At 37.5% G+C, this 13,002-nt stretch carries 10 protein-coding genes; 5 read left to right on the top strand and 5 right to left on the bottom strand.

What is annotated here, in order from left to right; translation table 11 throughout:
• Window positions 1-37 precede the first annotated feature (37 nt).
• Window positions 38-1,519 (bottom strand): aldehyde dehydrogenase (NADP(+)), encoded by a 1,482-nt coding sequence (locus tag BM179_RS06610; RefSeq protein ID WP_229632909.1) that lies wholly within the window; start codon window positions 1,517-1,519, stop codon window positions 38-40.
• Window positions 1,520-1,876: 357 nt separating this feature from the next.
• Here BM179_RS06610 and BM179_RS06605 point away from each other — a divergent pair, with 357 nt between their 5' ends.
• The 4 genes from BM179_RS06605 to BM179_RS06590 all read left to right on the top strand — a co-directional run bounded on the left by BM179_RS06605 (window position 1,877) and on the right by BM179_RS06590 (window position 6,971).
• The gene (locus BM179_RS06605; protein WP_092014099.1) at window positions 1,877-2,881 is read left to right on the top strand and encodes a sugar phosphate nucleotidyltransferase; all 1,005 of its coding nucleotides are present in this window, start codon (window positions 1,877-1,879) and stop codon (window positions 2,879-2,881) included.
• An 89-nt stretch (window positions 2,882-2,970) separates the two neighbouring features.
• Window positions 2,971-4,692, top strand: coding sequence for a tetratricopeptide repeat protein (locus BM179_RS06600; RefSeq protein WP_092014097.1), 1,722 nt, complete (start codon window positions 2,971-2,973; stop codon window positions 4,690-4,692).
• A gap of 53 nt (window positions 4,693-4,745) precedes the next feature.
• A complete protein-coding gene (lolB1, locus tag BM179_RS06595) occupies window positions 4,746-5,588 on the top strand; it encodes a lipoprotein insertase outer membrane protein LolB1 (RefSeq protein WP_092014094.1) in 843 nt (280 codons plus the stop codon).
• Between the two features lie 15 nt (window positions 5,589-5,603).
• A complete protein-coding gene (locus tag BM179_RS06590) occupies window positions 5,604-6,971 on the top strand; it encodes a murein hydrolase activator EnvC family protein (RefSeq protein WP_092014091.1) in 1,368 nt (455 codons plus the stop codon).
• 77 nt (window positions 6,972-7,048) lie between these two features.
• Here BM179_RS06590 and BM179_RS06585 read toward each other — a convergent pair whose 3' ends face one another.
• The 4 genes from BM179_RS06585 to BM179_RS06570 all read right to left on the bottom strand — a co-directional run bounded on the left by BM179_RS06585 (window position 7,049) and on the right by BM179_RS06570 (window position 12,029).
• A complete protein-coding gene (locus BM179_RS06585; RefSeq protein ID WP_229632908.1) occupies window positions 7,049-7,540 on the bottom strand; it encodes a DUF3299 domain-containing protein in 492 nt (163 codons plus the stop codon).
• A gap of 131 nt (window positions 7,541-7,671) precedes the next feature.
• Complete coding sequence (locus BM179_RS06580; protein WP_092014969.1) at window positions 7,672-8,925, bottom strand: ABC transporter permease; 1,254 nt, start codon at window positions 8,923-8,925, stop codon at window positions 7,672-7,674.
• Between the two features lie 65 nt (window positions 8,926-8,990).
• Window positions 8,991-9,617: an ABC transporter ATP-binding protein gene (locus BM179_RS06575; RefSeq protein ID WP_092014088.1), complete on the bottom strand. Its 627-nt coding sequence runs from the start codon at window positions 9,615-9,617 to the stop codon at window positions 8,991-8,993.
• 129 nt (window positions 9,618-9,746) lie between these two features.
• Window positions 9,747-12,029: a TonB-dependent receptor gene (locus BM179_RS06570; protein WP_229632907.1), complete on the bottom strand. Its 2,283-nt coding sequence runs from the start codon at window positions 12,027-12,029 to the stop codon at window positions 9,747-9,749.
• Window positions 12,030-12,432: 403 nt separating this feature from the next.
• Here BM179_RS06570 and BM179_RS06565 point away from each other — a divergent pair, with 403 nt between their 5' ends.
• On the top strand, window positions 12,433-12,945 hold the full coding sequence (locus BM179_RS06565) for an RNA polymerase sigma factor (protein WP_092014085.1): 513 nt from the start codon (window positions 12,433-12,435) through the stop codon (window positions 12,943-12,945).
• The last annotated feature ends 57 nt before the right edge of the window (window positions 12,946-13,002 follow it).

Below are 13,002 nucleotides of genomic sequence, written 5' to 3'. Positions count from 1 at the left end.
TAAGTGTAGAATACTAAGTTTTTCTCAAAAGTAGTGTTTATTTTTTCCAAACTCCCTGTACTAATCTCAAAATATTCAGCGGGTTATCTGTTTTTAATTCATCAGGCAATAAATTTTCCGGAAAACCCTGATATGAAGCCGGACGAACAAACCGTTTGATTGCATCCGGACCTACCGCCCCGAATCGTGAATCCGTACTGGCGGGAAAAGGCCCTCCATGCTGCATTGGAAAACCAACCTCTACGCCCGTTGGCACACCATTAAAAATCAATCTTCCGCAAATATTTCTTAAAGTATCAGATATTTCAGGATTTTCCTGCAATTCTGCTTCTATTGCCATTAAGGTTGCCGTAAGCTGCCCTTCCAGATGACTCAGAACTTCCTGCATCTGTTCCAGATCCTTACAAATAACCATCAGAGAGAAAGGCCCGAAAACCTCCTGGTGCAGGGTTGGATTATTGAGGAATACTTCTGCTTTTACTTTGGCAATTGTTGGCAACCCCTGAATCGCTGCAGATCTTTCTATCAGCGTTTCTGCCAGCACCTCAACATGCTCCTGAGCTAAAACTACTGTTCTTTTACCTTCAAAATTCTGATAGATTCCGGCATTCAGCATTTGTTCCGGTGCAATTTTCTCTATTTCTTCTTTTAAAACCTCCTCAAATTTCAACAAGTCTTCATTTTCTATTCCGATAATCAAACCCGGATTTGTACAAAATTGCCCGACGCCTACTGTAATTGAAGCAGCATAAGTTTTTGCTATATTCCCGGCTTCTGATTTCATTTTTTCAGGCATCAGTATCACGGGATTAACACTTCCCATTTCTGCAAAAACCGGAATAGGCTCCTGTCTCTGATTCGCCAGATCAAATAAGGCCTTTCCTCCAATAAATGAGCCGGTAAAACCCACAGCTTTAGTTATCGGATGTAAAACCAATGCTTTACCAACCTCAAAGTTCTTTCCATGAACATGAGCAAAAACACCATCAGGCATTCCTGTTTTTTCCACAGCTTTCAATACAGCCTGTGCTACCATTTCAGAAGTTCCGCCATGAGCAGGATGCCCTTTTACAATCACCGGGCAGCCCGCAGCTAAAGCAGAGGCGGTGTCACCCCCGGCAGTAGAGTAAGCAAAAGGAAAATTACTTGCTCCAAAAACCACTACTGTACCAACCGGGATCAGCATTTTTCGTAAATCAGGTTTAGGTAAAGGCTGTCTGGAAAGATCGGCATAGTCAAGCCTTGCATCTACCCAGGAGCCCTCCTCCAATAAATCGGCAAACATTCTTAACTGAAACAGGGTTCTGCCTCTCTCGGAGACTAATCTCGGTATCGGTAAATTTGTTTCAGACTTTGCCAGATTGAGTAATGTATCTCCCAATGCTTCAATTTCTTCGGCAATCGCCCTCAAAAACACGGCTTTCTTTTTACCTGGTGTTTTTCTGTATAACTTAAATGCTTCTTTCGAAGCCTTCATAAGTTGTTCTATTTCTTCAATACTCGCGTCCTGAAATATCATATTTTGTTTTCTGTTAGATAAAATCCTGTCCTTTTAGTTAATATTGATCTTATTTTCCGTAAAACTAAGGGGTGACTTAAAAAGTCTGGTCTCTTTCTGCTATTGATTCATGCAATAATATAAGTAGATTCCTGTATTCTGATATGCGTTTAATAGTTTTCAAAGACTTTTTTCGGTACAACCTTAAATATCTGTTACATATTGCCGATTTTTGCATTAATTTTCGAATATTTTCCATCTTAACAAAAAAATTCTTATTTTAATAAACCGTAACTTCTAAACTGTTTTGTTTAATCACGATTATCAAAACACCATATGATTTGTTAAACGTGTTTATTAAGAAAGAGCAATAAAACTATGAATATAATTATTCCAATGGCCGGAATGGGCAAGCGTATGCGACCGCACACATTAAGCGTTCCAAAACCACTTATTCCGATTGCCGGGAAACCGATTGTTCAACGTCTGGTAGAAGATATCGCTAAAGTTTGCAATACCAAAATCGATCAGATAGCGTTTATTATTGGGGATTTCGGAGATTTAGTTGAAAAAAACCTGCTTCTGATTGCTGAGTCTGTAGGAGCAAAAGGCTCGATTCATTATCAGGAGGAAGCATTAGGCACTGCTCATGCCATTTTATGTGCCAGAGAAGCTTTAGAAGGAAATGTTATCGTTGCATATGCGGATACACTTTTTAAAGCCGATTTTATATTGGATGTAGACCAGGATGCAATTATCTGGGTTCAGGCTGTGGAAGACCCGAGTGCATTCGGCGTGGTAAAACTGAATGAGCAAAATCAAATAACTGACTTTGTTGAAAAACCTGCCAATTATATCTCGGATTTAGCCATTATTGGAATTTATTACTTCAAAGACGGAGCATATCTCCGTAAAGAACTGGAATTTCTGATTGATAATGACATTAAGGTTAAGGGAGAGTATCAACTCACTGATGCTCTTGAGAATATGAAAAATAATGGTACTAAATTTGTTCCGGGTCAGGTTGCTGAATGGCTTGACTGCGGAAATAAGGAAGCTACCGTAAATACCAATCAACGATATCTGGAATTCATTAAAAATCAACCACTTATTGCCGCTTCAGCACTGATGACAAACTCAGTAATTGTACCGCCGGTATTCATTGGAGCAGATGTAGTTTTGGAAAATACAGTAATAGGCCCCCATGTTTCAGTAGGAAGTGGTACAAAAATTGTAAATTCGGTTATTAAAAATTCAATCATTCAGGAAAACAGTGACATTATTAACATCAATTTAGCCAACTCAATGGTTGGAAATTTTGTAACTTTGGAGGGAAATGCGGCTGATTTAAGTGTTGGTGACTATAATGCTATTAAAGTATAAAAAACACTTCTTTAGTTCGTAAATTGAGTTTGAATTACTACATCGGATCCGGCTTTTGTTTACGGGCTAAAGTTCGTTTTTATCACAAAATGAAATTCTTAATTAAATATATTTTTCTTCTTACGGTCGTTTCTTTTTCGGCTCATTCTTCTTTTGCACAAAAAAAGAAAAAGGGTGAAGAGCGGACTTCTGCCCAATTGCAGGAAGCTGAAGCTCTTTTTACAGAGGGAATGAAGTGGTACATGCTGGAGGATTATGAAAAATCTATCCCCTCTTTTGAAAAAGCATTAGATATCACTCCGGGAAACGGAGGAATCTTTTATGCGCTTTCCAATGCTTACGCTAAATTGAAGGAAGAAGACAAAGCCATTCCTAACGCTGAAAAAGCTGTTGCCCAGGACCCCAACAATGCTTCTTTCGGTATTCTCCTATCAGAATTGTATGTCAAAAAACATCGTTATGAAGATGCTGTAAGGATTTACAAAGACTTGATTGAAAAAGATCCTTCTAATGCTGAATATAACATAGAACTGGCTGCTGTTTATATTTTTGACGGAAAATATCAGGATGCGATTAAGGCCTATGACCGTGCTGAACGCATCATGGGTGTAACAGAAGAACTTACTCATCAGAAGCAATTGGTGTTGTTAAAGGAAGGCAAGGTTGAAGATGCGATTAAGGAAGGAGAAAAACTCATTACTTCAGACCCGGAAGAAATTGAGTATAAAATTGATCAGGCAGAATTGCTTATGACTAATAAACGCAATGATCAGGCAATTCCTTATCTGGAGAAAATTCTGAAAGTAAATCCTGAAAATGCCCAGTCTCACGTAATGTTAGCCCAGATTTATCAGGAAAAAGGTGATATTGAGAAATGCAACAGAGAATTAGAACTGGCATTCGCTGACAGTAGTCTTGATGCTACAACTAAAGCACGTATCCTTATCAGCTATGTAGGAATGATGAAAGATGACAAATCAAAAACCGTCGCCTACAATCTTGTAAAAACACTCATCAAATCTAATCCGGGCGATCCGAAATCGCATGCTATCTACGGAGATCTATTACTTCAAAAAGGGGAAACTGAAAATGCCCGCAATGAGTATGTTATAGCTGCAAGATTAGATAAATCCATTAATGAAGTCTGGAGCCGAATCATTCAGCTGGATTTTGAACTGAAACAATTAGACAGTGCGATTATTCATTCAGAAGAAGCGATAGAGGTATTTCCCAATCAATCGGTTTTTTGGTTTCAGAATGGCACAGCCTATTATCTGAAGCAAAATCACGAAAAAGCCATTGAATCACTTGAAGAAGCACGCAGATTAGCACCTGCAGGTTATGAACTGGCGCAACATATCGATGCTCAATTAGGAGATACTTACAATTCTATGGGAAAACATGAGAAATCCGATGAAGCCTATGAAGCAGCTCTGAAAGAAAATCCTAATAACGATCATGTACTGAATAATTACAGTTATTTCCTTTCTCTGAGAAAACAAAAGCTGGAAAAAGCCCGCGAAATGGCCGAAAAGCTGGTAGAAAGAAATCCTAACAACGGAACATTTCTTGATACCTATGCCTGGGTTCTGTATGTGAATAAAGAGTATGCAAAAGCCAAAGTTTATCTGGAAAAAGCTCTTGAAGGAAGCAAAGCATCCAGCGGTACAGTGGTAGAACATTATGGAGATATCCTGTTTCAGCTGGGAGATAAAGAAAAAGCTACAGAACAATGGAAAAAAGCTAAAAACCTTGGCGGAACAAGTACCTTAATAGACAAAAAAATTACTGAACAGAAAATCTATGAATAGCGGTTGTTTGATCATTCTCAGTTATTCAAACTTCTTGCTCAACATCATTTATTATGAATAAATACTTAATCATCTGCCTGAGTTTACTATTTTTTATTAGTTCCTGTAAACGACAGAAGATGAACAAATCATCAGAAATACAGGCAATAGATTCTACCGCAATTAGTACTATTCCACGTATTGACTCAGTTCAGACAACAAATCCTGTCGTTTCAAAACCTGCTGAAACAGACGATTCTAAATTTAAAGTTGACGACATCAGCTTCAATTACCTGAAAGCCAAAACAAAGGTGTCCTATAAAACGCCTAAGGAAAGTCAAAGTTTCACCCTTGATATCCGGATGAAAAAAGACAGTGTCATCTGGATGAATATCACTGCACTCGGAATTTCTGTTGCAACCGGTATTTTTACAAAAGACATGGCCAGGTTTTATGATAAATTTCATGGTAAATACACTGAGCTGAATTATGATTCTTTAAGCACGGCTTACAATGTCAAGTTAAATTATGACATAATTCAATCATTAATCATTGGTAATCAGCCATTTAAAAAGAATAAGTCGAGAGTAATCCGTGAAAATGATTATTATTTGCTGAAACAAAAAGAAGGAAAGGTTCAGATTGAAAACTATATTGGTCAAAATCGTAAGTTAAAGAAACTTTTATTGACCGAGCAGCCTACCAATAACAAGCTGACAATGGATTTCGAGGATTTCAATAGCCTTAATGATATTCTTTTCCCATTTTCAAGTCTGATAACACTTGATTATCAGTCAAACGTTGATCAGAAATTTTATCAGACAGTTATTAACATTAAACATAGCAAAGTAGAATTACTGGATACTCCCCTTGAATTTCCGTTCAAGGTTCCTGAAAAACTTTTGAAAAAACATTAAAATCCCGAACCTTAAATGTGCTTTCCGACCTCAAGGATTTTTAAGCAGCAATTCAACAATTCAACAGCCCTGAAGATATACTCAGGACTGTTTGTTGTTTTATTATGTTTCTCTTTTTTTGATTCGTTTTCTCAAACCAAAAGAAAAGACAGACTTGAGGCAGAAAAACGCCAGAACCTTCAAAAAATCAAGGATCTTAATAAAATCATTGATAAGACTTCTGAAAAAAAGGAGGCTTCTGTTGGTAAACTCAACGCAATCAGCGAAAGAATCCATAAACAGGCTAAACAAATTGACCTGCTTACTGAAAACCAACAGCTTTTGGAGGTTGAAGTAGATGAATTAAACAGGGTTAAAGGCGAGCTATCCGGAAATTTAGAAAAATTGAAAAGAGAGTACGCTAAAATGGTTTTCGCCGCCTCAAAATCATCTGACAGATATAACAAGCTCAGTTTTCTTTTTTCTGCATCCAGTTTTAACCAGTTAGCAAGAAGGTATAAATATTTACAGCAATATTCTGAAGCCCGTAAAAAACAGGCAGAACTTATTGAAAAAGTCCGCGCTGATCTTGTGGCGGAACAGGTAAAAGTACTTCAAAAGAAACAGGAACAATCACAGGTTTTGAGAGAAAAAATTACAGAAACACAAAATCTTGAAACATTAAAGTCGAAACAGGGAGAAGTTGTAGAACAACTCAGCAAGAAGGAAAAAGAACTGAAAGCTCAGCTTGAAAATAACAAACAGGCTGTTTCCCGACTTGAAAATATGATTGCTTCTATTGTTGAAAGAGAAATCAGAAGAAGCCAGGAAAGAGAAAAAGCTGCCAGAATTGCCCGTCAGAAAGCTGAAGATGCTGAAAACAGAACAGAAAGTAAAAAAGACAGAGAGAAAGAAAGAGAAGTCGATACCCGTGAAGAAAGAATTGTGGATAATCGCTCTATTGCAATGAACGACGAGGAAATAAAACTTGCTACTTCTTTTAATTCTCTAAGAGGAAGAATGCCTCTTCCTGTAAGCTCCGGCTTTATATCCGACCACTTTGGCGTACATAATCACCCGGTATTAAAAGGTGTAATGATGAACAATAATGGGGTGGATATTCAAACCAATGCCGGAAATGACGTAAAAGTTGTTTATGACGGCATAGTACAAATGGTCGTGTTAATTCCTGGTGTAAATATGGTCGTTACCGTACAGCACGGAGATTATTTCACAGTTTACAGTAAACTATCAAACGTGACGGTTTCAAGCGGACAGAAAGTCAAAATGGGGCAAAAAATCGGGGTAGTAGCTACTGATAACGATGGAACATCGGAAATCAATTTCCAGATCTGGAAGAATACAAGCCGCCAGAATCCGGAGGCATGGCTGAGAGGAAGGTAAGTCAATAATCTTAAAGACCGGCTTTTACGTTGACCATTTCAAAAAATGGACTAAACATAAAAGCCGGTTTATTATTTTTAATCCTCAATATCTGCATCCTTAAGGATATAATTCATCTCGTAAACATCATCGGCATTTAACTGTAACACTCCTGATAAGGTATGCATTTCATCTGTTTTGAATTTCTTGCTGTTTTTTCTGAATTTCAAAGACATCACTGATTCAGGTCCCGCACCTCCGCAAAAGAAACACTGGCTATAAGGAAAAGCAGATAACACATACATATTTGTGGAAGCATCTACGGGAATCAGATAACCTTTTATTATAATTTCTTTCCCCTCCATCTTTTTAATCCCCGGGCCGAAAGTAGGATAAAGCATAAAAATTGACTCCTGCGGATACCACTTCTTTTTGAAAGTAACATCTTTCAGCATTTCCCAGGTTACTTTGGCAGGTTCAGCAGGAAGTGTTTTTACCTCTGTCTTTTGTTCAGGAGTTGCTGCGACAAAACATCCGAGAATAAGTCCTGAAATCAGAAATGTATAAACAGTTTTTCTAAGATTCATCATATTAAGTTATTCGTTATCTGTTAGTTATTGAGTGCTTTTATCCATTCTTTTTGCAAATTAATTTCAGAAAAAGCTTTTTCCTAAAAGAAAGCATAAAAATAGTCTTTTTTAAAACGTTTAATTCTGCCTGATTATTCATCTGCAAGCGTTCTGGAAATATTGATTCTGTAAATTCCCAGACTTGGTAATGCAGCCGCTAGCAATCCGATAACCAAAGCTCCCAGCATTAGGTACATTTCTTCAGGCAAAAGAGAAAGTACATTAAAGTCATAATGGAAGTTTTTTTCCACATTTTCTGCCATTACCCAAAGCCCCAGGCGGCTGAGTAAAACCCCTGCCGCGTAACCAATAATACTTATCATTAATCCTTCCAATAAAAGTAAAAGAAACAATCTGATTCTTGTAGCTCCCATCGAAAGCATTAATGCCATTTCATATTTACGCTCTTTCAAAGAATTATACAAAGAGACAAATACACTTAGTCCTGAAACAATAATAATAACCAGTGCAATCCACTTAAGTGTATCTAGTCCAACCCCTAAAAGAGCAAAAAGTCTGTTAATTTCAATAGCCGGAGTAGCAGTTTGCAAGGTTGTATTCTGATTAATATTTCTGGCCATCATCATTCCCAAAGCAGGATTCCGAAATTTAATCAGCATGGAAGTTATTTCTTTAGGTTCTTCTTCATGCTCCTCTTTATGACTTCCATCCTCTTCCAGCAGTTTTAAAGCATTTGCCCCCGAATCAGCATGTTGTTCTCCTTCTTCATGATGTTCATGCACAGCCCAGACACTTTCCAAAGGCGTTAAAATCAATTGATCTACAACCGAATTATTTGTCTTTAAGATTCCGGTTACTTTAAATTTTTGTTCGTCATGTTTATGCCCCTCTCCATCGTACCCATGCTGACTTACAAAAGAATCTCCCACTTTTAGCTCCAGATTCTGAGCAGCTTTAGCACCTGCTACTACTTCCATCGCTTTAGAAAAAACCTTTCCTTCAGCATATTCCACCTCAAAATGCTGAAGATATTTCTCATTTGTACCAATAACACGATATCCCTGATAATTATCTCCCATCGACAATGGTATGGCTGTTTTAACCAACGGGCTTCTTGTAAGTTTAGTTGCTTCCTCTAACGGAATGTTACCTGTTGGAGCATCAATCTGGTAAATACTGGCCAAAATCAACTGTAATGGACTCCCCTTCGCCCCTATTACCATATCAATTCCTTTTACATTCCGGGTAAATTTTTCATCCAGCTGTTTGGAAACCAGTAAAAGCAAAGAGATTATTCCAATTCCCAGGGCCATTAATGAAATACTTAAAAAACTCGTCAGAGGTTTATCCTTGAGGTTACTCCAGGAAATTTTTATTAAATTCATATCATTGAGACAGACGTTTGTCTGCATTTAAATCATATATTCTGATTATTCGGGACAAAAATCTATCAAAGTTGAATTTGTTTTTCGAAAACGTCTTTAAGCCTTTGGTCATGCGTAACAACTACAAGACTTGCTCCGATTTCATTGGTTTGATTTTTAAGAAGATCCACCACTTTCAAACAATTATCATCATCAAGGTTTGAAGTCGGCTCATCTGCCAGAATTACGGAAGGATTATTCATCAAAGCCCTGGCGATGCTTACTCTCTGCTGCTCTCCCTGTGACAATTGAGTTGTTTTCTTTTTGAGGTGATCAGCAAAACCCAGACTTTCAGCAAAATGCCTGGCTTTTTCAACTGCCTGTTTTTGTCCTGAGAGATAATTTACCAACAGCAAATTATCCATTACAGAAAGAGAATGCACAAAATGTGCTTTCTGGTAAATAATACCCACATTCTGAGCCCTGAACCTGGCGGCATCACCAACAGACAGCTCACTGATTTCCTTATTATTAATCTGAATTTTCCCTCCGGTCGGATGAAGTAATAAGGCCATAAGATGCAGAAGGGTAGTCTTCCCTTTTCCCGATTTTCCCAAAATCAACATTGTTTCACGGTCTGCACAGGCAAAATCAGGGAACTGGAATTTTTTAGAAGGAGAATACTGAAAGGTTAGGTTTTCCGTTGAAATCATCGTTTTAATTTGTCGAATATTATAGTAAATATACAAAAACGATATAAAATGGCAATTCCTGGGCCTTAAAACGAATTTCACGGCAGGTCTTCTTCAGAATATATCTGCTTTCAATTCAGTTGTTTTTCCTTAAAATTTCCATTTTACCCTCAAACTGACATTTCTTCCCATGTCATCCGTAAAATACCTGAAACGATTAAGATATTCACGATATGAAACATTGAATAAATTGCTTACTCCCAATCCGATTTCGAAATTTTTTATGGCAGTTCCTGCCTGAATATTCATCAGGGAATATGCTGCCGGAGGTGCAACAAAATCTGAGTTTGCCTCTACTCTGTTTTGATGTGCTACAAACAAATTCCCTATGCTCAGGTAAGAAGTATGTTTTTTGCCAAATTCATACTTCACTGTATTTTCAATTCTGTCGGAAGGGATATTGACCATGTATAAATTATTTCTGACATCCTTTGCTCTTACCATCGCATACTTTCCTGTGTAAGACAGCCGATCTGTAATCTGATAGTGCAGAGAAAAATCAATTCCTCTGAAAACGGCATCGACCTGAGTATAATTAAATTCCGGAAAAGCTCCTCTCACCGTAAGAATATAATCAGGAACACCATTGGTAAAACCAGGCTTCAGATAGATAAAATCATTGATGTAATTATTATAGAGGTTTAATTCGGCAGAAAGTCTGTTAAGCGTATATTCAAATGTCAGAGAAAAATTATAGGCTTTTTCTGCGGCTAATGTGGAATCTCCGATTTCAAATGCCGCTGCGCCATGATGCACCCCATAACTGTATAATTCATTTACCGTAGGGGCTCTCCAGGCTGTTCCGGCATTAAATTTTCCCGATAAAGCAGTGGAAAAGCGATAATTAACTCCCAGATTACCAGACAGGCCTCTGTTAATTGTTTGTTTCTGAGTAATGCTTGTAGAATAACTTTGGGTAGGTCTGTAAACATTCAGGTTTCTTTGGTCAAATCTAAAACCAGCTTCCAGATCAAATTTCTTTAATGGCAAACGCTCTATAATAAAAACTCCCATGGTCTGATTCTGAAAATTCGGAATAAGTGTTGTAGTCAATTGCGGCTTATCGTAAATGTCACCGGAAGAAACATTTTCCTGATACATCCCGCTCAGACCAACCATTCCGGAAAGTTTGTGAAAAACAGGCTTATGTTCAAGCAGTAATTCTCCGGTGTATGTTTCCAATAAAAACCGTAAAGTATTGACATTTTTCCCTGCTCTTAATACATCATATTCATACCTGCGGTCAAACTGGCGGGAAAGAGTCAGATTGAGTTTTCCGAAATTATCACTTTTAAGAAAGCTTTTACTTTTGAGAAGGTTGTGTGTTATATCCTGATATGGCCGATCTATGGTATAGGAAAATTCAGAAGGAGTATATATTTCCAAAGGTCTGCTTCTTGCAATCGCATCTTCCAGATCCTCTTTATTTCCGATATGAGAGCCCAGAAATATCCCAATCAGGTTGCTAAATCTGCTGAAATAAATTTCAGTACCCCAATTAGCTTTTTTGTATCCGGTAGTAAGAGAGAAATTCTGTTCTTCAACTCCTGTATTCGCCAGGTTATATGAGGAAGTACTTACATTACCTCCTTTTTTCAAAGTCCCCTGCACCCTCCAGGATAACCCTTTTAACCCGGTAACTCCTCCCTGCAAAATGCCTGAAATAACCCCCTGTCTGCCATTACTAAATCCTACAGTATTTAATTCTCCTGTTATTTTTGAAGAATCCGGAAGGTCATCAGGTTCTACCAGAATAACGCCTGCAATAGCATCAGAGCCATATCTTACACCCGCAGCGCCCTTTACCACTGAGAGTTTTTTTGCCACAAAAGGGTCTATTTCCGGAGCATGCTCACTTCCCCATTGCTGACCTTCCTGTCTGACACCGTTATTCAATATTAAAACCCTGTTAGAGTGCATTCCATGAATAACCGGTTTGGAAATACTACTCCCTGTCTGTAAAGAAGTTACACCAGTAATTCCTTTGAGGGATTCCCCCAGATTTTGCCCTCTCGACTGCTCTAAAGACTGTCCTTCCAGGGTATTTTTAACCTGAGAGAAACTTTCTACTTTTTTCCCTGAAACTATAACCTCCTGCAGATGCTCATCAGATTCAACCAGGGCAATATCCTCTGCATGTTCTTTTTTAAGGTCAACAACCAACTCTACTGACTGATAGCCTACCAATTGACAAACGAGCCTATAATTTCCCTGACAGATATTTTTTAAGATATAACGCCCTTTTTCATCTGTATTTACAGCCTTATTGGTTCCTTTCAAATATACCACTGCACCAATAATCGGCTCTTTGGTTTCACTATCTTTTACAGTTCCACTCAAAACACACTCACAATTTTCACTTTTTTGTGCCATAAGCGACAACCCAGTTAGCAATTTTATCGTAAGTATCAAAAAAATCAATCTTCTCATTCCTGTTTGTATGTTGATATTAGCCATACAAAGATAGAGTTTTTTCACAGTCAATTTTTAATTTTTGCAACATAATTGCATATTATAAATTTTGTTTTTAGATCTATTAAACAACAAGCGTGATACAGCATTTTAAAATCTGTTCCCTATTCGCTGTTTGCCATTTCAGATTAATAAGATTTAACAGGGTTTCAGCCGGTATACTATTTAGAAGTGGACAGACCCGGGCATTTTGCGAGCAAAAAGCCTTCTGCAAAATTAAATTGTTAAACATGAGGCATTTTACTTGATATTTTGTTTAATATTTTTATAAATTTGTTAAACATGTATCAAAACTAATATACATATGACTGCTTTAGAGTTCACATACAACATCGGAAAGGTTTCCAAGTCCCTTAAGCCGTTTGCCATAAAGCTGACACGTGATGTGGAAGATGCAAATGATTTGCTTCAGGATACCCTTATGAAGGCCTTCACTAATCGGGAAAAATATACTGAGGGTACCAATCTTAAGGCCTGGTTATATACTATTATGAAGAATACTTTCATTACCAATTATCAGAGAATGGTAAGAAAGAATACATTCATTGATACCTCAGATAACCTTCATTATATTAATTCTCTTGACAGTTGCACTGAAAATCAAGCCCTTATATCCTTTACATTAAGAGATATTGATACAGCAGTAGCACAACTCGACGAAGCATACAGAACTCCGTTTCTGATGCACTTCAGAGGCTTTAAATATCATGAAATTTCAGAAAAATTAAGTATCCCGATCGGTACAGTTAAAAACAGAATTCATATTGCCAGAAAAGAATTAAAGGATAAGCTATATATGTACGCTTACTCAAACTAGTTTCGAACATTTAAGTAGTCATAAAGAAACCATTATTTTTGGTTAACAGAAGAACAT

It is taken from the genome of Pseudarcicella hirudinis (assembly GCF_900115665.1).
GTDB lineage: Bacteria > Bacteroidota > Bacteroidia > Cytophagales > Spirosomataceae > Pseudarcicella > Pseudarcicella hirudinis.
This window is presented reverse-complemented; position numbering and strand designations above follow the sequence as displayed.